This is a genomic window from Delftia sp. PX-1 (genome assembly GCF_055797465.1).
Window position 1 is genome coordinate 3,617,966 of sequence record NZ_CP184763.1, and the last position, 19,253, is coordinate 3,637,218.

A 19,253-nucleotide genomic window follows, 5' to 3' on the forward strand; every position below is an offset into this window, starting at 1 on the left:
ATGAGCGCTCCCTCCAAAACCCCGCCACGCTTTGTTCCCACGCTCACCGATGTCGTGCCGGTCGATGCAGTGCAGTCGCCGGTGGCAGAACCGCCCGCTGTCGCTGCGTCCGAACTGCCGCACAGCGGCGAGACCGATTCCTGGGCGAGCGAAGGCATGCTTGCGCCACGCCGCGGCCTGGTTTCCATGCCCGCGTCCCTGCCGCCGCTGCCCCTGGATCTGCAACCCCAGCGGTCCATGGTCGCCGAGCCTGCGCCGCCTGGACAGGGCCCGCGGCCTGCAGTGCAGCCAGTGCATTCCGACTATCTGCCGCCCAGTGCGCCGTCCGTGGAAATGCAGCTGGCCCAGGAGAGCCGTCTGCTCGAAGTGGCCGAAGTTGCCGAACCGGCCGATGTGCCAGAGGTGGCCCCGGCCGCACCGATCGAAGACGACATTCCTGCCGCGCCGGTGGTGCAGGCCGACGCTGCCACGCAAGGGGTCGAGCCGGATCCGGCATCTGCGGCACCTGGAGCACCTGGGGCATCACCCGCCTGTGTATTGCCCACCATGGAGTCCATCTGGGACAGCCACGCGCAGCAGGTCACCGAGGAGTATCTGGTCCATCGCCTCATGCAGCGCGTGGACCTGGTGCTGGACCAGCGCCTGCGCGATGCCATCGCCACGGTGGTGCAGCAGCAGACGCGATCCATCGTCGTGCGCCTGCGCGAAGAGGTGGAGTCGGTGGTGCGCCAAGCCGTCTACGAGGCCGTGGCCGACGAACTGGCCCACCGGGCGAGTGCCGCACGCGGCGATGCTGTACAGGGCGGGGGGCGTTGATCCGTGATCGGGTAGGCGGGTGAAGGGCGAGGTGCCCGCCTGACCCGGCCTTCAGCCTGCGCGTGCCGGGCCTGAGAACACCTCGGGATTGAGGATGTTGCTGGGCTGGCCTGCAGCGAAGTTCACCACATTGTCGAAGGCGGCGCGGAAATACAGCTCATAGCTGTCTTGCTCCACATAGCCGATGTGCGGCGTGCAGATGCAGTTCTCCAGCCGCAGCAGTGCGTGGCCCTGGAGAATGGGCTCGCTCTCGAAGACATCCACGGCCGCCAGGCCGGGGCGGCCACGGTTGAGCGCGCCCAGCAGCGCATCGGCCTCCACCAGTTCGGCGCGCGAGGTGTTCACGAACAGGGCTGTGGGTCTCATGCGCGCCAGATCCTGCGCCGTGACGATGCCGCGTGTGGCCTCATGCAGGCGAAGATGCATGGACAGCACATCGGATTCGGCAAAGAAATCCTCGCGCGAAGCGGCGGCCGAAAAGCCGTCGGCCTGTGCCTTCTGGCGCGAGGACTCGCTGCCCCAGACCAGAACCTTCATGCCGAAGGCATGGCCATAGTGGGCCACCAGCCTGCCAATGCGGCCATACCCCCAGATGCCCAGCGTGCGCCCGTGCAGCACGCTGCCCAGCCCGAAATTGGCGGGCATGGACGCCGCCTTGAACCCCGATTGCTGCCATGCGCCGTGCTTGAGGTTGGCGATGTACTGCGGCAGCCGCCGCGTGGCCGCCATGATCAGCGACCAGGTCAGCTCGGCCGGTGCGATGGGCGAGCCCACGCCCTCGGCAATCGCAACGCCCTGGTCGGTGCAGGCCTGCACATCGATATGGGCGCCGGCCTTGCCGGTCTGCGCGATCAGCTTCAGGCGCGGGAGTTTTTCCAGCAACTGCCGGCTGATCTGCGTGCGTTCGCGGATCAGCACGATGATGTCCGCATCGCGCAACCGCACCGACAACTGGCCCACACCCTTGACGGTATTGGTGAAGACCTTGGCGTTGAACGGCTCCAGCAGCCGCGCACAGTCCAGCTTGCGTACGGCGTCCTGGTAGTCGTCAAGAATGATGATGTTCATTGCCTGTGAATCTCTCATAAGCCTTTGATTTATCTCCGGGTTGCCGCGCAAGAGGTTGTCGGCAAATGTTCTGATCCGCTTTTGCGCTTTGCCCTGGGCATCATCAACGCCTACCTGAACCGGCCTGCCTGACTATTGTGTGACGCTTGCGCAGCCAGGGCCCCGAGGCCCGACGGTCACATTGTCGTTCAAGCAGCCCCGGGCTTGAGGCTGAAGGCTTCGGCCCGCGCCAGATCGCGCAGCCGTGGTTACACAAGCCGCGCAGATGCCGGCAAGCCCTGGCAGGTGAAACCGGTCACTGGCACGCTCTGTCGCCCGCGCAGCTGTATCAGCGAATTACACCCTGCAACGCCTTGCGGACCCCTGGTCGGACGGGACTTGGGGGTTGCCACCTGCCGGCGAAGCCGGTGAAGGCCGAGAGTGTGATGGACCGCGCTCAGTCGCACTCAATCATGGTTCCACCCAGTATTCGGCAGCTCCGCCCTTGACTGTCACTGATGAATTGGCCGTTGCGGTTGTAGATTCCGCCATTGCTGTCGTAGCAAAGTGCACCATTGCAACTGGATAGAGGAACAGGCTGGGCCGCCCGCGGTGTGAAAACCGGCTTCGGTGGTTCCTGCATCAGCGGCGTATTGGAGCCGCATGCAGCATTGACGCTGGTGATTGCTGCATTGGTGCGTATCCGTTTTTCATCCAGGGAAAGGGTGCGAATGCTGGATACGAATTCCAGCTCCTTGCGCGCCTCCTTGCACTGGGAGGATGCGCCGAGCTGCTCCGGTGCAGGAGCATTCGCCTTGCGGGCCTGCTGTTCGATGACGCGCTGCTGGCTCTCGATCTGGCGCTGCTGCATTTCGTTCATCTGGCGCTGCTGCTTTCGCTCATTAGCCTCCGCGGCCTCGGCCCGTTCGCGGTAGATTTCATCGTCCGATTTTTGCGCTGTATCAGTGCGCCGGATTGGTCGCTGCTGCAGGGGCTGTCTGAAAAAATCAGTTTTCCAGAAACATCCTTGCATTGATAGACCTGGGCGGCGGCAGGTAAAGCCAGAAATGTCGCAACGATTGTCAGAGTCAATAGGCGCATATTCATCTCGTTGAATGAATGGGAGTGATGGTATCCCTGTGCGGTGAATCGGTTGAGATTAAGTTATTCCAATAGGCCGCTGCAAGGGATGCAGGGTCGGTATTGCCGCCACGGGATGGCTGCCTGTGCTCGCTTGCCCGGAGTAAACTCGACCACCGCAGCAATGGCTGCACGATGGGAATGGAGCTTCCCGAAACCGCCCTGCAAGGGGCTGATGGCTCCTGCCTTGGTGGGGCGTGTCCTGCCGGTGGCAGGGCCGTGTCTTGATCCTGCCCGGCGCGCCCGTCCCGGTTGTTTGATGAAAGGACGGTCATGGGTATCTACGGTTTCATTTTGGTGTTCGTGGGCGGCGGCCTCGGCTCCGCGCTACGGCATGGTTCGAACCTGCTTGCACTGCGGCTGGTGGGCAGTGCCTATCCGCTGGGCACCTTGGCGATCAATGTGCTGGGCGCTTTCGTGATGGGGGTGGTGGTGGAGTGGTTTGCGCTCAAGACTTCGCTGCCGCAGAGTGCGAGGCTGTTCATCACCACGGGCATTCTGGGCGGCTTCACCACGTTTTCGACCTACGCGCTGGAGATCGGCATGCTGTACGAGCGCGGCGACTGGCTCGCTTCCGTGCTGTATGCGCTGGGTTCGCTGGTGCTGGGCGTTGCCGCGCTGTTTGCGGGGCTGGGGCTGGTTCGGATGGTGGCCCATTGAGGCACCCTGATTGCGCTATGCTGTGCGCCATGGCCCGCCTGAACGCAACGCAGATTATTCGCACCATCCATTGGATGGTGGGTTAGCCAGCGGCCTTCGGCGCCATGCAACCCGCCCAGAGGAGGCGGGTTTTTTCATTCCGCCTCCAGGGTTTTCACAAGCCTTTCAGGAGATGGATATGCAGGTTCTTGAACCGTCCCGCCATGCGGACGACGCCCAGGCCGATTCCCGCGCTGCGCGGCCGGCCACGCTGCACATGGTCTGCGGCAAGATCGGCTCGGGCAAGTCGACGCTGGCACGGCAACTGGCGGCGCAGCCCGGCACGGTGCTGGTCAGCGAGGATTCCTGGCTGGCCGGTTTGTATCCCGGCGAGATGCAGTCGGTGGCCGACTACGTGCGCTGCAGCGCGCGACTCAAGGGATTGATGGGGGCGCATGTGCAGGCGCTGCTGGATGCCGGCGTTTCAGTGGTGCTGGACTTTCCTGCCAACACGCTGGAAGGCAGAGGTTGGGCGCGCAGCGTGTTCGAGAGGGTGGGTGCCTCCCACCGCCTGCATTTCCTGGATGTGCCCGATGAGGTCTGCAAGCAGCGCCTGCGTGCGCGCAATGCGGCGGGGGATCATCCCTTTCAGGCCAGCGATGAGCAGTTCGACCTGATCACCAGCTACTTTGTCGCGCCTTGCGCACAGGAGGGCTTCGACGTTGTGCATCACCCGTATGTGCGGGCCTGACCGCAAAGGCCGTGCGGCCGCCGGCTCGCCCACTGGAACGCCTCCTCGATCGCCTACTCAATCCCCGCCAGACCGTGCCTGCACTTGCACCCAATAGCGTGTACGGGTGCTCAACTGCAAGGGGAAGCGGCGGACGAGCGCAGCCAGGGCGCGATCGGTGTCGTCCACGGGAAAGGCGCCCGAGACACGCAGGCCTGCCACCTCGGGCGTGCAGCCCAGGTAGCCGGGCCGGTAGCGGGCGAGGGCGTCGATCAGCTGGCCCAGCGGCATGTCCAGCGCGATCAGTCCGCCTTCGTGCCAGCTGGCGGCAAAGGGATCGGCAGACGCGGGTGGCTGGGTGGCGCTGGCCGAGAAGGCGGCGTGTTGCCCGGCCTGCAGCTCGGTGGGGGTGGCTTCGCTGTCCAGGGGCTGCAGGCGCACGGTCTTTTCCTGCACGTTGACATGGCACAGGCCGTCGTCCGCGACATGGACCGTGAAGCGCGTTCCCAGGGCCAGTACATGGCCTTGCGGGGTTTGCACACTGAAGGGGCGGCCCAGTGCGTCTGGCCCGGTGGCGACGAGGATGCGGCCGCGGTAAAGGCGCAGCAGGCGCTGGCGGTCGTCGAAAGCCACGTCCACGGAGGTGGCTGTATCCAGGGCCACCAGGGAGCCGTCGGGCAGCGTCAGGTCGCGGCGCTCGCCAGTGGCGGTGCGATGAGCTGCCTGCCAGTGCTCGAGCGGCGCGCCTTTCCAGGCGAGCCAGGCCGTGGCACCGCTGCCCAGGCCAAGGGCCACAGCACGCACCGCAGAACGGCGATTGGGGTCGGAGCGGCGGCCCAGCGCCTGGCGCGCCAAGGGTGCGGGCAGATGCGACAGCTGTGCGGTGACGGATTGCACGCGCAGCCAGGCGCGCTGGTGGGCGGGGTCGGCCTCGTGCCAGTCCGTCCATGCCTGCTGCAGGCTTGGCGTCACCGCGGTGCCGCGCAGTTTCACGTGCCAGGCAGCGGCCTCATGCAAGGCCCGTCGGTCGTTGCTTTCCAAAGATCCCTCGCCCATGTGGCTATGCCAGGACCAGGCAGCAATGCTCCATCGCCCGGGTCAGGTAGTTGCTGACGGTGCGCAGCGACACGCCCAGGCGCTCGGCGATCTCGGGGTAGCTCAGTTCCTCGAAATGGGATAGGACGAAGGCTTCGCGCACCTTGGGTGCAAGGCCCTGGAGCATGCGGTCCACGTCGAGCAGGGTCTGCTGGACGATGGCCTGCTCCTCGGGCGAAGGCGCCAGCGACTGCGGCAGCTGTGCAAGATAGTCCAGATAGGACTGCTCCAGCGTGCGGCGGCGAAACAGGTCGGTGACCAGGCCGCGGGCGATGGTGGCCAGGTAGCGCCTGGGCTCGCGGATGTCCTGCTGCGGCACTGGCGAGCGCAGCAGGCGCACGAAGGTGTCCTGGGCCAGGTCGGCCGCATCGTCACGGTTGCCCAGGCGCTTGCGCAGCAGGCTTTCCAGCCAGGGATGGTGATTCTGGTAAAGGCTGTGCACGGAGAGGGCGGCTTGTGCGAAAGAAGCGGGGAGGCCGGGCGTAGAAGCCGAGATGGGCAACGTGGCGGTCTCGGTTGCAAAAGATAATAAGAATGCTTATCAATTATCTTTCACGCGAGCTTTACTCCTGAGGACTGGGTATCTTTCTGTTGCATGTGCGCTACAGGGAGATGCTGGCGGAACTTCCACGCCGGCCCTGCGCCGGGCGATTGCGCTGGTAGGCGCTGGGCGGAGCGCCAAAGCTGCGCCGGAAGACGGCGGTGAAGGCGCTGGGACTGTCGTATCCATGGGAGAGCGCCACTTCCAGGACCGAGGCGCCAGCGGCCAGCCGGGGCAGGCTGAGCAGAAGACGGGCCTGGCGGCACCATGCGCCGAAGTTCATGCCGGTCTCGCGCAGGAACAGGCGTGCCAGCGTGCGGGGATGCATGTGCAGCCGCTGTGCCCAATTGGCCAGGCCGGCGTCCTGCGATGGGTCGTCCACAAAGCTGCGGCAGCAGGCGGCCAGGGCGCCATGCCGGGGCATGGGCACGTGCAAGGACAGGGCGCGGGCGCGCTCCATTTCGTCGAGGATCAACTGCATGACACGCTCCTCCCTGCCGCCCAGCGGGTAGTCCATGGGCAGCTCGATGGCCTCCAGCACGAGTTCGCGCAGCAGGGGCGTGACCTGCATCACTCGGCAGTCATGCCACAGGCCGGGCCGCAGCCCCGGCTCCACGAACACGGTGCGCATGGCCACGGGGCCGGCGGCCATGTGGATGGCGTGCAGGGACTGTGGTGGAACCCAGACGGCGCATCCCGGGGGGACGACCCAACTGCCCGAATCCGCGCGGATCAGCATCACTCCCTCGGTGGCATGCAGCAGCTGGCCGCGGCGGTGGGCATGCGGTGCGATGGCAGCGCCGGCCGCCATGTCTGTGGCAAAGGCCACGACCGGGCGGGCCGTGTGCTCGCCGTGCGGGGGCAATGGAGCGGCCGCAGGCACGTCATCCAGGCAAGCGCGTGTGCGGGCATGGGAAAGTGGGCCACTTTGCCGGGTTGTCATTTTCTCGACGATTGTTGTTGCTTCGTAGCAGGAATGCAGATCATGCACTTTCTACGATGACCCACTTTCAATCCGCAGGAAAGTGGCAGGTATGGAGATGATTTCCCTTTCGAGAATGACGGACGTGACAGGAGGCAGGGCATGAACCGCGCACGTCTGGGGCTGCTTACGGGCACGCATGCCATCAACGACCTCTACCAGGGACTGGTTCCTGCGCTGTTGCCCTTCATGGTGCTGGAGCGCGGCTACAGCTATACGGAAGCCAGCGGCCTGATGCTGGCGGCCACGGGCCTGTCGAGCATGGTCCAGCCGCTGTTCGGCCTGTATGCCGACCGGTCGCCACGGCCCTGGATGGTGCCGGCCGGCTTTGTGGTGGCCGCCCTGGGCCTGGCCCTGGTGGGCATGAGCCCGGACTACTGGGTCAGCTGGTTGGCTGCCGTGCTGTGCGGCCTGGGGATCGCGGCCTACCATCCGTCCGCAACGGTGGCGGCCCGCATGGCGGGCGGCGGCTCGCAGAAGGCGATGAGCGTGTTTTCGGTGGGCGGAACGGCGGGGGCATCGTTCGCTCCCATGCTGGCTGCGGCCGTGGTGGGCGCAGGCGCCTTGCACCGCAGCTGGATGCTGGCCCTGCCTGCAGCGGCCATGCTGGTGCTCTGGTATGCCTGTACTTGGCGGGATGGAGCCAAGGACCATTGCGCCACCCGGCGCCTGGCCGTGGCTCAGGGCGAATTGCCCGCCAACCACTGGCGCGCCTTCTTCCTGCTGTGCGGGGTCATCGTCTGCTGGTCGATTCCCTATGTGACGGTGCTGTCCACCCTGCCCATGTTCGTGACGCGCGAGCTGGGCGGCTCGGACTTCATGGGAGCGGCCACGCTGACCTCATTCACAGCCGCTGCGGCGGTGGGCACTTTGCTGGGGGGCACGCTTGCAGATCGCCGGGGGCGCATGCAGGCCATCCGCGCCGGCTACCTGTTGGCATTGCCTGCTCTGGCGGCCCTGGCCCTGGCCTCCACGCCATGGATGGCGCTGGCCTGCACCATGGCCCTGGGCGTGTGCATGTTTCTTCCGTTTGCCGCCCAGGTCACGCTGGCCCAGGACTATCTGCCGCGCAACCAGGCCACGGCCAGCGGGCTGACCCTGGGGCTGGCCATGTCGATAGGCGGCATGGTGGCGCCGTTGTTCGGCATGCTGTCCGATGCGCGCGGACTGCGTTTTTCGTTGAGCGTCGTGCTGTGCATTCTGTGCGTTGCCGCGGCGCAGGCGTGGTGCATGCGCAATCGGCGCAGCGAGGGGAGTGCTGCACCGGCGGCTGTCAGGGCCTGATGCGCAGCCCCTGCCGCTGGGCAAAGCAAGAGACAGGCCCGGGCTCTCGCAGACCGGGTGGACGGGTTGGTCTCAGGGCGACCTCAGGCCGGTGTCTGCGCGCCGTGCGCTTCCATGCGTTCCAGGGCGGCACAGACATCGGCCATGCGGCCCGAGATGAACAGGCATTCGGGCTGCTCCTGCGGCGAGCGCTGGATGATGCGCAGACCCGAAGGCAGGGCCTGATCTGCCGGAAGTGAGGGCAGTTCGGGTTGCAGGGGCAGCAGCAGCTGCGCATCCCTGTGTTCTGGCAGCCGTGCTGACTTGCTGCGCCGCTGCTGGCTGCGGCGGCGTGCCTTGCTGAAGGACAGGATGGTCGCCTGCTCGGATTGCACAGGCGATTCGGGCTGGATGGTGCGCATGGCGGGCTCCATGGCGGCGGCGGGCAGGCGAATGCCCTGTGCCAGGCGCAGGAAGGACAGAGAAGACAGTGTTGGCAGAGCGAATCCCATGTGACGACTCCTGTTGGCGTATTTCAAAGAGGCATGGACACAGGCAGGATTGCGGTTTGCGGGCAAAGCTCCGCCCAGGGCGAAGCTGCAAGGCTTCGCGCCTACCACCTGGGCGGTGCATGAAATAGGGGGTGGCAACCCGTGCAGGGCTGCCCGTCCGGCTTACATGGACATGCTATTGCGGATCAGCCCCACGGCCAGGCCTTCAATGGCAAAGGCCTCTTCGGGAGCGACGCGGATCACCGGGTAATCGGGGTTTTCCGGCAGGAGCTCCACGCCCTGCGTGGTGCGGCGCAGACGCTTGACGGTGACTTCATCTCCCAGGCGTGCCACGACGATCTGCCCGTTGCGGGCTTCATGCGCGGACTGCACGGCCAGCAGATCGCCGTCCATGATGCCCGCGTCGCGCATGGACATGCCGCGCACGCGCAGCAGATAGTCCGGGCGGACCTGGAACAGGCTGGGTTCGACGGAATAGGTCTGGTCGATATGTTCCTGGGCGAGAATGGGCGAGCCCGCCGCAACGCGGCCCACCAGCGGCAGCATCAGCGGCGCCAGGGCCGACAGCGGCAGCCCGAAGCTGGTGCCGCGTGCGGCATTGATGTTGCGCACGGTGTCGGTACGCAGGCGAATGCCGCGGGAGGTGCCGCTGACCAGTTCGATCACGCCTTTGCGGGCCAGGGCCTGCAGATGTTCCTCTGCTGCGTTGGCGGACTTGAAGCCCAGCGTGTTGGCGATTTCCGCGCGGGTGGGGGGCGCGCCCGTGCGGGAGATGGCGGCCTGGATCAGGTCCAGGATCTGTTGCTGGCGGGCGGTGAGCTTGGGATGGTCGAGCATGGCGTGCGTCCGGTCCTTGAATTCAGATGGCAGGCAGAGAAGTCATCTGATGATTTATACAGTATCTGTATTTTTAACCAGTTTTCCAAGAGGTGCAAGTGGGGCAGTCAAAGTTGGTGATTCTTGGCACGGGTGGCACCATCGCCGGCCGGGCGGATTCGCAGTCGCAGGCAGTGGGATACAAGGCCGGACAGATCACGGTGCAGTCGCTGCTCGATGCCGTGCCGGATCTGGAGCAGCAGGCGCTGGGGCCTGTGCAGACGCAGCAGATCGCGCAGGTGGACAGCAAGGATATGGACTGGCCCGTGTGGCGCGCGTTGCTGCGTGCCTGCACGCAGGCGCTGGAGGATGCGGACACACGCGCCGTGGTGATCACGCATGGAACGGACACGCTGGAAGAGACGGCCTGGCTGCTGCACAGCCTGCTGCCTGCCACCAAGCCCATCGTGCTCACTTGCGCCATGCGCCCGGCCACGGCCCTGCTGGCCGACGGACCGCAGAATCTGCGCGATGCCGTGACCGTGGCCGCCAGCGGCGGGCGCAGCGGTGTGTGGGTGGTGGCCGGCGGCGAAGTGCATGCGGCGGCCCAGGTGCAAAAAGTCCACCCTTACCGACTGCAGGCCATGCGCTCCATGGAAGGTGGCCCGCAGGCCGTGGTGGAGGAAGGACGCGTGCGCTGGCTGGTGCCTGATGCGCCGGTCACGCCAGTCGCCCCCGTTGCGCGGATGGTGACTTCCGCTCCCGCTCTGTCTGACCTGCTGGCGCTGGATGAGCTGCCCTGGGTCGAGGTGGTGTTCAGCGGTGCTCTGGCGCGTGCCTGCGGCGTGGATGCGCTGGTGGCCGCAGGCGTGCGCGGCATCGTGGTGGCCGGCACGGGCAATGCGACCATTCACGAAAGCATGGAAGCGGCCTTGCTGCGTGCGCGCGACAAAGGCGTCTGGATCTGGCGGGGCACGCGCTGCGCCGAAGGCCTGCCCGTTGCCTCGGGGCTTGGCACGGACCCCGCAGAGGCCGATCTGGTCCAACTGCCCGTGGCCAAGGCGCGGATTGCCATGATGCTGGCGCTGGCCGCGCAGCCGCGCGACTGATCCTCCGGGCGTCGCCGGCGCTTCAGATGCAGGCGGGCAACAAAAAAGCACCCGGCGGGTGCTTTTCTGGGGTCTGGCGCATGGCCTGCGTCATTCAGCCAGTGCTGCGAGGGCGCGCTGGGTGATGTCTTCCACCGAGCCCAGGCCGCTGATGGCGCGGTACTTGGGGGCTGCTGCGGCTTCCTTCTCGGCCCAGGCGCGGTAGTAGTCCACCAGCGGGCGGGTCTGGCTGCTGTAGACGTCCAGGCGCTTCTTGACCGTTTCTTCCTTGTCGTCCTCGCGCTGCACCAGCGGCTCGCCGGTCACGTCGTCCAGGCCTTCTACCTTGGGCGGGTTGAACGTGACGTGGTAGGTGCGGCCCGAAGCGGGGTGGGAGCGGCGGCCGCTCATGCGCTCGATGATGGCATCGAAGGGCACATCGATCTCGAGCACGTAGTCCAGCTTCACGCCGGCGGCCTTCATGGCGTCGGCCTGGGGAATGGTGCGGGGAAATCCGTCGAACAGGAAGCCGTTGGCGCAATCGGGCTGGGCAATGCGCTCCTTGACCAGATTGATGATCAGGTCGTCGCTGACCAGTTGGCCGGCGTCCATCACGGCCTTGGCCTGCTGGCCCAGGGGCGTGCCGGCCTTGACGGCGGCACGCAGCATGTCACCGGTGGAGATCTGGGGAATGCCGTACTTCTGGCAGATGAAAGCGGCTTGCGTGCCTTTGCCGGCGCCGGGTGCGCCCAACAAAATCAGTTTCATGGAAGTCCTTGAGGAGAGTAGAAATTCTTGTCTGCCGGATCGGCCCACCGGGGCGGACAGTCCATGCGTCATATTTTTGTCGCGGGCAAGGATAGCACGCACAGGGCCAACACTGGCTTACACGCACGGGGCAAAACTGTCGCCTGTGCAATCGCCAAAACCTGCGTTTTGCTGTCCGACAAAACCGCATGGGCGGCGTTGCTGCAAATGGCGATGCCCGGCATCGCCATTTGTGCGTTTTCAGCGGCCGGCCGATTCAGGCCGGCGGGTTGGACAGCTGGGCGCGCACCCGCTCCAGATCCTCGCGCGTGTCCACGCCAGGGCCGGGTGCATGGGGTGTGACATGGACGGCGATGCGGTGGCCGTGCCACAGCGCACGCAACTGCTCCAGGGCCTCCAGTGCCTCGGTGGGTGCCTGGGAAAGCTGGGGGAAGCTGCGCAGGAAGCCGGCGCGATAGCTGTAGATGCCGATGTGGCGCAGCGGTGCGAAGCCGGGGTGGCCCAACGCTGCCGATGCCGTCTCCCACCATGCCTGGTCCGCATGCTCGCGCGCGAAGGGAATGGGCGCACGGCTGAAATAGTGGGCCATGCCCTGGGCATCGCAGACGACCTTGACCACGTTCGGGTTGACGAAGTCGGCAAGGCTGTCAATGGCATGCGCCGCTGTTCCCATGCTGGCCGAAGGTTGCCGGGGCAGCAGGGCGGCCACGGCGTCGATGAGTTCGGGGGCGATCAGCGGCTCGTCGCCCTGGACATTGACCACGATGTCATCGCCATCGAGACCCAGCAGCGCGCAGGCCTCGGCCAGTCGGTCGCTGCCGCTGGCATGGTCGTTGCGCGTGAGCACGGCCGCCACGCCATGCGCGGCACAGGCGGCGAGGATGCTTTCGTCATCGGCTGCGACCACGCACCGTGCGGCGCCGCTGCGGCTGGCGCGCTGTGCCACGCGCACGACCATGGGAAGCCCTGCAATGTCGGCCAGGGGCTTGCCCGGCAGGCGGCTGGAAGACAGGCGGGCGGGAATCAGAACCGTGAAGGGCGCGGAGGACATGGTGCGTGCAGGAGTGAGGCGAAGGCGTGGGGCGGCGCAGGTGATGGGAAAAATCAGTCCTCGATCTCGTCGTCGTCCAGCGTGCGGGCCTCGGTTTCCAGCAGCACGGGAATGCCGTCGCGCACCGGGTAGGCCAGGCGCGCGCTGCGCGAGACCAGTTCTTGGTGCTCGCGGTCAAAGCGCAGCGGGCCTTTGGTGACGGGGCAGACCAGCAGTTCGAGAAGTTTGGCGTCCATGGCGGATCCTGTGTTTTGAAGGGAAAGGGCGGGCCGTGGCAGCCAGCCGAGACGGAGATGATAGTCAGGCGGGGCAGGGGCGCAGTGCCTGCAGCCGCTCATCCAGCAGAGCCCAGAAATCCGCCGGCAGCTGCAATTGCAGCGCAACCGCCCAGGCCTGGGGATGGGTGCGCCACAGCTTGACGGCATCTTTTTCGGTGCAGACCAGCGGGTCTTCGTTGCGCCCCAGGCGCTGGAAGCTCTCAAAATTATAGTGATCCGGAAGCGCCTGGACATGCTCCAGCGTCAGGCCTTGCTCGCGGGTCAGCATGGAGAAAAAGCCCTCGGGCCGGGCCACGGCGGCCACGGCCTCCACGGGCTGCGCACGCAGGGAGGACAGTGCGATGCGCTCGCCTTGGGCATTGACGGCTTCGCTGGACAGCTGGCGCTGCATGGCAAACGCGGGGGCGTCGGTGTCGGGGGCTGCGCCTGCATGCAGCACGGCGGTGACGGGGCGCGGCCAGGGCTCGCGCAGCGGGCCGGCCGGCAGCAGCCAGCCGTTGCCGATACCGTCGTCATTGAAGACGCACAGCTCGATGTCGCGGGCCAGGGCCAGGTGCTGCAGGCCGTCGTCGCTGATGACCACATCCACCTGCGGGTGGCGGGCGCGCAGGGCCTGGACGGCCTCGATGCGCTTGCGGGCCACGAAGACCGGCACGCCGCTGGCACGCGCCAGCAGCGCGGGCTCGTCACCCACGTCGGCGGGGGCGCTGTCAGGACGGGCTTCGCGGCAGTCGTCCGTGCTGCGACCATAGCCGCGCGAGACGATGCCGGGACTCCAGCCGCCATCGCGCAGATGGCGGGCCAGGGCGAGCGTGACGGGGGTCTTTCCGGCGCCGCCCGCAATCACGTTGCCGACGACGATGACCGGAATGCCGGCCTGACCCCCACGCCTGAAGCCCAGTGCATAAGGCAGCCGATGCAGGCCCAGCAGGGCGCGGTACAGCAGGGACAGGGGAAGGAGCGCGCAGGCCAGCGGACCGCGGCGGCGCCAGGCCGCGCGAAGCCCCCGGGCTGAGGGCGCAGGACCAGTCCGGGGCATGGCGGCTTGCCTTCAGCGCCCGGCGCTGGCCGAGGTCTGCGTGGCGAAGGTGATCTGGGACAGTCCGGCGCGGCGCGAGGCTTCCATCACCGATACCACGGACTGGTGCGGCGCAGTGGCATCGGCGCTGATGATGACCACACTGTCCTTGCCGGCGACGGCCGCTGCGGCCAGCGCCTGGGTCAGGCCGGTGACGCTGCGGTCTTCCACGGCGGTCTTGTTGATGGCATAGCGGCCATCGGCTGCGATGGCGACGATGATTTCGCGGGGCCGGTCGCGCTGCTGCTCGACGTCGGCCACCGGAAGGGTCAGCTGCAGCTCGGTGAACTTGCTGTAGGTGGTGGACAGCATCAGAAAGATCAGCACCACCAGCAGCACGTCGATGAACGGGATCAGGTTGATCTCGGGTTCGTCACGGCGGCGGGGACGGAAGTTCATGTCAGGTCTCTCGCGTGCTGGTTCACTTGCCGCCGACGCGGGTGAGGTGGCGCACGAACTGTTCGGAAGCCAGCTCCATGCCCAGCAGGTAGCCGTCGACGCGGGCGCGGAAGTAGCGCCAGAAGATCAGGGCCGGAATGGCGACGATCAGGCCGAAGGCCGTGTTGTACAGGGCGATGGAGATGCCGGCCGCCAGTTGGGCGGGGTTGCTGCCGCCGGTGGCCGATGCGCCGCCTTGCGAGCCGAAGATCTCGATCATGCCGATCACCGTGCCCAGCAGGCCCAGCAAAGGGGCGGCAGAGGCGATGGTGGCCAGCGCGCTCAGGTGTTTTTCCAGCGTGTGGGCGGCGGCGCGGCCGGCGCCTTCCATGGACGCGCGCAGCTCTTCCTCGCTGCTGTCCGGATGGGCCTGCAGTGCGCGCAGCCCGCTGGCCAGGACCTCGCCCAGCGTGGAGTTCTGTGCCAGTTGCTGCACGACTTCCTGACTGGGCAGGCCGCGCGAGGACACGGAAATCGCCTCGCCCAACAGGGCAGGCGGCGCAACACGGGCTGTTTTCAGCGCCACGAAGCGTTCAAAGACCAGGGCCAGAGCCAGGATGGAGCAGGCAATCAGTGGCCAGATCGGCCAGCCTGCGGCTTGTATGATCGACAGCAAGTTGTTTTCCCCCCGCGTTTAACTGCAGCCGACGATTATGGCCCAGCCATGTGGCCGGTCCAGGCGTCCCGGCTGCGCGATCGGCCTAAAACTGTGACCGGGCGCAGCATCCAGGCAACTGGCGGTGTCCCGGTTTCCTGCCTCGGGCTTGCTCATATAGCACAATTTTCTGTGGATAACTTTGTTATCAAGCTGCCTGCGCAGATGCGGCGGCGACGGCGAATGACCACTGTGACAAATGTGAATTCTTTGTTTCAGTAAAAAATCTCTTATTAATCAAATGCTTGCGAGGTATTCTTGAGATTGCTTGTGCAAATCATCGCCAAAGTGCCTCTTCAAGGCTGCATCTGTCGGCCTGTGGAGAATGTTGCAGTGCATGCTGACCGGGAGCCCGCATGAGCGGTGCATTTGGCGCAATGAATCCAGCAGCGGCGCCGCTGGTCTGGGAAGTCGGCGCGCTGTGCCGCGCCGTGAGCGATGCCTTGCAGGCGCGCTTCAATCCGGTGGCGGTGCGCGGCGAGATCAGCGGCTTCTCGCGCGCGGCCAGCGGCCATTGCTACTTCAGCATCAAGGACGCCGGCGGGCAGATCCGCTGCGCCATGTTCCGGCGCGCGGCCCAGCTCATGGACTTTTCGCCGCGCGATGGCGAGCTGGTCGAGTTGCGGGGCCGGCTGGGTGTCTACGAGCAGCGCGGTGATCTGCAACTGGTCGTCGAAAGCATGCAGCGTGCAGGCCAGGGCGCACTGTTCGAGCAGTTCCTGCGGCTGAAGGCGCAGCTGGAGGCCGAAGGCCTCTTCGATGCGGCGCGCAAGCGCAGCCTGCCGCCGCTGCCGCGCGGCATTGGCGTGGTGACTTCGCCGGGGGCTGCCGCGCTGCACGACGTGATCACCGCGCTGCGCCGCCGCGTGCCCCACATCCCCGTGGTGCTGGTGCCGGCCCTGGTGCAGGGCGCGCAGGCACCGGCCTCGCTGATCGACGCGCTGCAAAGGCTTTATGGGCTGGCGCAGGAAGGCGCGGGATCGGTGGCCGGCGCGCCGCACATCGACACCATCTTGCTGGTGCGCGGCGGCGGCTCCATCGAAGACCTCTGGGCCTTCAATGACGAGCGCCTGGCCCGCACCATCGTGCAAAGCCCGGTGCCGCTGATCAGCGGCGTGGGGCACGAGACCGACTTCACCATTGCCGACTTCTGCGCCGACCTGCGCGCGCCCACGCCCACGGCGGCAGCAGAGTTGGTGAGCCAGCCGCGCGAAGTCTGGCTGGGTGCGCTGCAGCTCATGCAGGGCCGGCTGGAGGACGGGGTGCAACGGCTGCTGGACCGCCAGCAGCAGCGCCTTGACCTGGCGTCGCAGCGCCTGGGCCGGCCCAGCGAACAGCTGGCGCGCAGCCGGCTGCAGCTCAGCCGCCAGGCGCAGCGCCTGCGCCATGCCATGCAGTTGAGGCTGCAGCGCATGGACCATGCGGGGCAGGGCCTGCAGGCGCAGCTGCCTGCCGGCATGCGCCGCGGCCTGGACAGGCGCGCGGATCACCTGGCGCGCATGGAGCTTCGCCTGCAACTGCTGGACCCGCGCCTGGTGCTGCAGCGAGGCTATGCCCTGCTCACCGATGCCGAGGGCCATCCCGTGACCGAGGCGCGCCGTGCGCCACCGGGCACGGCGCTGCAGGCGCAACTGGCGGACGGCAGCCTGGACCTGGTGGTGACGCAGCCGCGCCTGCTCTGAACTGCGGCCCGCTGTGTGCAGCGTTCGGCGTGCAGGGAGTGGCGGGCGGCAGGCGGTATCCGTGTAGGCCGATTGGCCGGATTGCGGTCAATTCACATCCACCCTCGCGGCAGCGGGCCAAGATGGCCGATTTGGAGCGCGCTTTCGCCGCAGGGTCACGAACTTGTTCCTACAATGCCCGTTCGGGTGCGTGAGGGCCAGGGCTCGCAGCAATGCGCGCAGTGCAGGCCCCGCGCGACGGTCACGGCAGGCGCTGCATGCGCTCTGCGCAACAGGTGCTGGCCCGTCCTAAAAGATTTCAACCACGAAGGAAACACCATGGAACATACCTTGCCCCCTCTGCCCTATGCGATTGACGCGCTGGCACCCCACTACAGCCAGGAAACGCTGGAGTACCACCATGGCAAGCACCACAACGCCTATGTGGTGAACCTGAACAATCTGCAAAAGGGCACCGAATTCGAAAGCATGACCCTGGAAGAGATCGTCAAGAAGTCTTCCGGCGGCATCTACAACAACGCAGCCCAGATCTGGAACCACACCTTCTTCTGGAACTGCATGGCCCCCAACGGTGGCGGCGAGCCCACCGGCGCCCTGGCTGACGCCATCAACAAGAAGTGGGGCAGCTATGCCGCCTTCAAGGAAGCCTTCGTGAAGTCGGCCGTGGGCAACTTCGGCTCCGGCTGGACCTGGCTGGTGAAGAAGGCCGATGGCTCGGTGGACATCGTCAACACCGGCGCCGCCGGCACGCCCCTGACCACGCAAGACAAGGCCCTGCTGACCGTGGACGTCTGGGAACACGCCTACTACATCGACTACCGCAACCTGCGTCCCAAGTTCGTCGAGACCTTCCTCGACAAGCTGGTGAACTGGAAGTTTGCCGAGCAGAACTTCGCCTGATCGAAGCAGCTGCCAGCAATGTGCACGCGCAACGTGCACGCAGCGCCCAAAAAGCCCCGAAAGGGGCTTTTTGGCTTTCTGGCTGAGGCCGGGCGGCCGCCGTTCAGCGGCGCTGACCGCGCAGCCGCCACCCCGTCCACAGCGCCGTGCACACCAGCAGCAGCGTGGCGCCGGCGATCACGGCGCTGAAACCCTGGCCGAAGGCCGTGCGTGCCAGCTCGGTCAACTGGTGCGCGGCCTGAGGCCTCAGCTGTTCGGCGGCCAGCAGGGCTTCGTCCAGGCTGTCGCGCACGGAATCGGGCAGGGCCAGGCCCAGCCCCTCAGGCAGGCGCAAAGAGCCTGCGTACACGGCCGACAGCAGGCTGCCCATCAGCGTCACGCCCAGGGCGCCGCCCAGCTCGTATGACACCTCCTCGACCGAAGCCGCCATGCCTGCACGGTCTGCGGGAGCGCTTTGCATGATGGTGCTCGACGCCGTGGTCATGGCCGCGCCTATGCCCAGGCCCAGCAGGGCCAGCGCCCCCGCCTGCGGCCACCAGCCCATGTCATGGACCAGCAGGTAGCCGCCCATGCCCAGGCCCGACAGCAACAGGGAGGCCGGCAGCATGCGGGCCCCACCCAGTCGCGGCAGCCAGTGGCCTGCGACGGGGCCGGCAACAAAGGCGGCCAGCGGCAGCGGCAGCACGGCCAGGCCCGCCTGCAGCGGAGGCAGGCCCTGCACCAACTGCAGGCGCTGGCTGAAGACCAGTTCCATGCCGATCAGCGCTGCCGCTGCCACCAGGGCCGAGGCCACGGCCGTGGCAAAGGCCGGGTTGCGGAACAGGGCGAAGTCCAGCAGCGGGTCGCTGCTGCGCCGCTGGCGCCGCACGAACAGGGCAAGAAAGCCCAGGCCCAGCACCAGGACCACGGCGGCCAGGGCCCAGTCGGGCGATTGCTTGCCAGCCTCCTTGATCGCGTAGGTGCTTGCCACCAGGCCTGCCATGACCTGCAGCGAGCCCACAAAGTCCCAGGGCCGCTGCGAGGTGGCGCCGCCTGCGGGAATCAGCCACCAGGCCAGGGGCAGGGCCAGCAGCACGATGGGCACGTTGATCAGGAACACCGAGCCCCACCAGAAATACTCCAGCAGCAGCCCGCCCACCACCGGCCCGAAGGCCGCACCGCCCGAGGCCACCGAGGCCCAGATGCCGATGGCCAGCGCGCGCTCGCGCTCATCGGCAAAGCTCAGGCGGATCAGGGACAGCGTGGCCGGCATCATCATGGCCGCGCCCACGCCCAGCAGCGCGCGCGCCGCAATCAGCAGGGCGGGCGAGGGCGCAAAGGCCGCGCACAGCGATGCCAGGCCGAACACGCACAGCCCGGCCATGAACAGCCGCTTGTGGCCGAGCCTGTCGCCCAGCGTGCCCATGCCCAGCAGCAGGCCGGAAACCACCAGGGCATAGATATTGACGATCCACAGCTTGGCGGAGGCCGTGGCCGCCAGGTCATGCGTGAGGCGCGGCAGTGCCGTGTAGAGCACCGTCATGTCGATGACGATGAGCAGCAGCGCCACCGAGACGATGGCCAGCACCAGCCAGCGGCGCGGGTCGGCCGCCAGAGATTTGGAGGGATGCCCCGCAGCGGGGACTCGGGTTTGCGTCGTGAACGCCATAAAGCACCTGTTTGCTCCTGGCCTTGTGGGCCGGAGCTTCCTTTGGATGAAAGCGGCAGTTTCCATCAATAAAATGCTTTATCAAA

The 19,253-nt window shown here is 66.6% G+C and carries 22 protein-coding genes and 1 riboswitch; of the genes, 7 read left to right on the forward strand and 15 right to left on the reverse strand.

What is annotated here, in order from left to right; all coding sequences use genetic code 11:
• Nucleotides 1–816, forward strand: a complete 816-nt coding sequence (locus ACN20X_RS16640; protein WP_016445886.1) for a hypothetical protein — start codon at nt 1–3, stop codon at nt 814–816.
• Between the two features lie 51 nt (nt 817–867).
• Here ACN20X_RS16640 and ACN20X_RS16645 read toward each other — a convergent pair whose 3' ends face one another.
• The 3 genes from ACN20X_RS16645 to ACN20X_RS16655 form a co-directional block, all read right to left on the reverse strand.
• Entirely contained in the window at nt 868–1,884 is a 1,017-nt protein-coding gene (locus tag ACN20X_RS16645) for a D-2-hydroxyacid dehydrogenase family protein (RefSeq protein WP_016445887.1), read from the reverse strand.
• Nucleotides 1,885–2,320: 436 nt separating this feature from the next.
• Entirely contained in the window at nt 2,321–2,743 is a 423-nt protein-coding gene (locus ACN20X_RS16650; protein ID WP_227468520.1) for a DUF4124 domain-containing protein, read from the reverse strand.
• Nucleotides 2,740–2,970 (reverse strand): DUF4124 domain-containing protein, encoded by a 231-nt coding sequence (locus ACN20X_RS16655; protein WP_319796025.1) that lies wholly within the window; start codon nt 2,968–2,970, stop codon nt 2,740–2,742. Before ACN20X_RS16655 ends, ACN20X_RS16650 begins: the two co-directional genes overlap by 4 nt.
• A 161-nt stretch (nt 2,971–3,131) precedes the next feature.
• A riboswitch (Fluoride riboswitch) is annotated at nt 3,132–3,195 on the forward strand.
• 81 nt (nt 3,196–3,276) lie between these two features.
• Here ACN20X_RS16655 and crcB point away from each other — a divergent pair.
• Together crcB and ACN20X_RS16665 are read left to right on the forward strand one after the other, a co-directional pair.
• Nucleotides 3,277–3,663, forward strand: a complete 387-nt coding sequence (gene crcB / locus ACN20X_RS16660; RefSeq protein ID WP_016445889.1) for a fluoride efflux transporter CrcB — start codon at nt 3,277–3,279, stop codon at nt 3,661–3,663.
• A 178-nt stretch (nt 3,664–3,841) separates the two neighbouring features.
• Nucleotides 3,842–4,393 carry a P-loop nucleotide/nucleoside kinase family protein gene (locus tag ACN20X_RS16665; protein WP_016445890.1) on the forward strand — a complete coding sequence of 184 codons (552 nt, stop codon included), beginning with the start codon at nt 3,842–3,844 and terminating at the stop codon, nt 4,391–4,393.
• Between the two features lie 57 nt (nt 4,394–4,450).
• On the opposite strand, the gene ACN20X_RS16670 is transcribed toward ACN20X_RS16665, so the two are convergent.
• From ACN20X_RS16670 to ACN20X_RS16680, 3 genes are all read right to left on the reverse strand, one after another.
• On the reverse strand, nt 4,451–5,428 hold the full coding sequence (locus tag ACN20X_RS16670; protein WP_473209625.1) for a FecR domain-containing protein: 978 nt from the start codon (nt 5,426–5,428) through the stop codon (nt 4,451–4,453).
• Between the two features lie 4 nt (nt 5,429–5,432).
• Nucleotides 5,433–5,909, reverse strand: a complete 477-nt coding sequence (locus tag ACN20X_RS16675; protein ID WP_017405010.1) for a sigma-70 family RNA polymerase sigma factor — start codon at nt 5,907–5,909, stop codon at nt 5,433–5,435.
• A gap of 160 nt (nt 5,910–6,069) precedes the next feature.
• On the reverse strand, nt 6,070–6,951 hold the full coding sequence (locus ACN20X_RS16680; protein WP_016453523.1) for an AraC family transcriptional regulator: 882 nt from the start codon (nt 6,949–6,951) through the stop codon (nt 6,070–6,072).
• A gap of 141 nt (nt 6,952–7,092) precedes the next feature.
• Here ACN20X_RS16680 and ACN20X_RS16685 point away from each other — a divergent pair, with 141 nt between their 5' ends.
• Nucleotides 7,093–8,274 (forward strand): MFS transporter, encoded by a 1,182-nt coding sequence (locus ACN20X_RS16685; protein WP_016453522.1) that lies wholly within the window; start codon nt 7,093–7,095, stop codon nt 8,272–8,274.
• 83 nt (nt 8,275–8,357) lie between these two features.
• On the opposite strand, the gene ACN20X_RS16690 is transcribed toward ACN20X_RS16685, so the two are convergent.
• Together ACN20X_RS16690 and lexA are read right to left on the reverse strand one after the other, a co-directional pair.
• Complete coding sequence (locus ACN20X_RS16690) at nt 8,358–8,765, reverse strand: hypothetical protein (RefSeq protein ID WP_016445895.1); 408 nt, start codon at nt 8,763–8,765, stop codon at nt 8,358–8,360.
• 162 nt (nt 8,766–8,927) lie between these two features.
• On the reverse strand, nt 8,928–9,602 hold the full coding sequence (lexA, locus tag ACN20X_RS16695) for a transcriptional repressor LexA (protein WP_016445896.1): 675 nt from the start codon (nt 9,600–9,602) through the stop codon (nt 8,928–8,930).
• 98 nt (nt 9,603–9,700) lie between these two features.
• On the opposite strand from lexA, the gene ACN20X_RS16700 reads away from it, so the two are divergent.
• Nucleotides 9,701–10,690: an asparaginase gene (locus ACN20X_RS16700; protein ID WP_154834404.1), complete on the forward strand. Its 990-nt coding sequence runs from the start codon at nt 9,701–9,703 to the stop codon at nt 10,688–10,690.
• A gap of 90 nt (nt 10,691–10,780) precedes the next feature.
• On the opposite strand, the gene adk is transcribed toward ACN20X_RS16700, so the two are convergent.
• From adk to ACN20X_RS16730, 6 genes are all read right to left on the reverse strand, one after another.
• A complete protein-coding gene (adk, locus tag ACN20X_RS16705; protein ID WP_016445898.1) occupies nt 10,781–11,437 on the reverse strand; it encodes an adenylate kinase in 657 nt (218 codons plus the stop codon).
• Nucleotides 11,438–11,693: 256 nt separating this feature from the next.
• Nucleotides 11,694–12,488 (reverse strand): 3-deoxy-manno-octulosonate cytidylyltransferase, encoded by a 795-nt coding sequence (gene kdsB / locus ACN20X_RS16710; RefSeq protein WP_343739705.1) that lies wholly within the window; start codon nt 12,486–12,488, stop codon nt 11,694–11,696.
• Between the two features lie 53 nt (nt 12,489–12,541).
• Nucleotides 12,542–12,724 carry a Trm112 family protein gene (locus tag ACN20X_RS16715; protein ID WP_016445900.1) on the reverse strand — a complete coding sequence of 61 codons (183 nt, stop codon included), beginning with the start codon at nt 12,722–12,724 and terminating at the stop codon, nt 12,542–12,544.
• A gap of 64 nt (nt 12,725–12,788) precedes the next feature.
• Entirely contained in the window at nt 12,789–13,805 is a 1,017-nt protein-coding gene (gene lpxK / locus ACN20X_RS16720) for a tetraacyldisaccharide 4'-kinase (protein ID WP_074922342.1), read from the reverse strand.
• Nucleotides 13,806–13,817: 12 nt separating this feature from the next.
• Nucleotides 13,818–14,243 carry an ExbD/TolR family protein gene (locus ACN20X_RS16725; protein ID WP_012205405.1) on the reverse strand — a complete coding sequence of 142 codons (426 nt, stop codon included), beginning with the start codon at nt 14,241–14,243 and terminating at the stop codon, nt 13,818–13,820.
• Nucleotides 14,244–14,265: 22 nt separating this feature from the next.
• Nucleotides 14,266–14,898, reverse strand: coding sequence for a MotA/TolQ/ExbB proton channel family protein (locus ACN20X_RS16730; RefSeq protein WP_016445902.1), 633 nt, complete (start codon nt 14,896–14,898; stop codon nt 14,266–14,268).
• 395 nt (nt 14,899–15,293) lie between these two features.
• Here ACN20X_RS16730 and xseA point away from each other — a divergent pair, with 395 nt between their 5' ends.
• Nucleotides 15,294–16,619, forward strand: coding sequence for an exodeoxyribonuclease VII large subunit (gene xseA / locus ACN20X_RS16735; RefSeq protein WP_047327748.1), 1,326 nt, complete (start codon nt 15,294–15,296; stop codon nt 16,617–16,619).
• 318 nt (nt 16,620–16,937) lie between these two features.
• Nucleotides 16,938–17,519 carry a superoxide dismutase gene (locus tag ACN20X_RS16740; protein ID WP_016445904.1) on the forward strand — a complete coding sequence of 194 codons (582 nt, stop codon included), beginning with the start codon at nt 16,938–16,940 and terminating at the stop codon, nt 17,517–17,519.
• A 103-nt stretch (nt 17,520–17,622) separates the two neighbouring features.
• Here the strand turns inward: ACN20X_RS16740 and ACN20X_RS16745 are convergent, their stop codons facing one another.
• Nucleotides 17,623–19,167 (reverse strand): MFS transporter, encoded by a 1,545-nt coding sequence (locus tag ACN20X_RS16745; RefSeq protein WP_473209626.1) that lies wholly within the window; start codon nt 19,165–19,167, stop codon nt 17,623–17,625.
• Nucleotides 19,168–19,253 lie beyond the last annotated feature (86 nt).

Bases quoted from the DNA above. Each gene is read 5' to 3' on its own strand.
- ACN20X_RS16665 (WP_016445890.1), top strand. From the start codon at position 3,842: ATGCAGGTTCTTGAACCGTCCCGCCATGCGGACGACGCCCAGGCCGAT.
- xseA (WP_047327748.1), top strand. From the start codon at position 15,294: ATGAGCGGTGCATTTGGCGCAATGAATCCAGCAGCGGCGCCGCTGGTC.
- ACN20X_RS16690 (WP_016445895.1), bottom strand. From the start codon at position 8,765: ATGGGATTCGCTCTGCCAACACTGTCTTCTCTGTCCTTCCTGCGCCTG.
- ACN20X_RS16645 (WP_016445887.1), bottom strand. From the start codon at position 1,884: ATGAACATCATCATTCTTGACGACTACCAGGACGCCGTACGCAAGCTG.
- adk (WP_016445898.1), bottom strand. From the start codon at position 11,437: ATGAAACTGATTTTGTTGGGCGCACCCGGCGCCGGCAAAGGCACGCAA.
- ACN20X_RS16640 (WP_016445886.1), top strand. From the start codon at position 1: ATGAGCGCTCCCTCCAAAACCCCGCCACGCTTTGTTCCCACGCTCACC.
- ACN20X_RS16745 (WP_473209626.1), bottom strand. From the start codon at position 19,167: ATGGCGTTCACGACGCAAACCCGAGTCCCCGCTGCGGGGCATCCCTCC.
- ACN20X_RS16740 (WP_016445904.1), top strand. From the start codon at position 16,938: ATGGAACATACCTTGCCCCCTCTGCCCTATGCGATTGACGCGCTGGCA.
- ACN20X_RS16715 (WP_016445900.1), bottom strand. From the start codon at position 12,724: ATGGACGCCAAACTTCTCGAACTGCTGGTCTGCCCCGTCACCAAAGGC.
- ACN20X_RS16725 (WP_012205405.1), bottom strand. From the start codon at position 14,243: ATGAACTTCCGTCCCCGCCGCCGTGACGAACCCGAGATCAACCTGATC.
- lpxK (WP_074922342.1), bottom strand. From the start codon at position 13,805: ATGCCCCGGACTGGTCCTGCGCCCTCAGCCCGGGGGCTTCGCGCGGCC.
- crcB (WP_016445889.1), top strand. From the start codon at position 3,277: ATGGGTATCTACGGTTTCATTTTGGTGTTCGTGGGCGGCGGCCTCGGC.
- ACN20X_RS16680 (WP_016453523.1), bottom strand. From the start codon at position 6,951: ATGACAACCCGGCAAAGTGGCCCACTTTCCCATGCCCGCACACGCGCT.
- ACN20X_RS16655 (WP_319796025.1), bottom strand. From the start codon at position 2,970: ATGAATATGCGCCTATTGACTCTGACAATCGTTGCGACATTTCTGGCT.
- kdsB (WP_343739705.1), bottom strand. From the start codon at position 12,488: ATGTCCTCCGCGCCCTTCACGGTTCTGATTCCCGCCCGCCTGTCTTCC.
- ACN20X_RS16670 (WP_473209625.1), bottom strand. From the start codon at position 5,428: ATGGGCGAGGGATCTTTGGAAAGCAACGACCGACGGGCCTTGCATGAG.
- lexA (WP_016445896.1), bottom strand. From the start codon at position 9,602: ATGCTCGACCATCCCAAGCTCACCGCCCGCCAGCAACAGATCCTGGAC.
- ACN20X_RS16650 (WP_227468520.1), bottom strand. From the start codon at position 2,743: ATGAACGAAATGCAGCAGCGCCAGATCGAGAGCCAGCAGCGCGTCATC.
- ACN20X_RS16685 (WP_016453522.1), top strand. From the start codon at position 7,093: ATGAACCGCGCACGTCTGGGGCTGCTTACGGGCACGCATGCCATCAAC.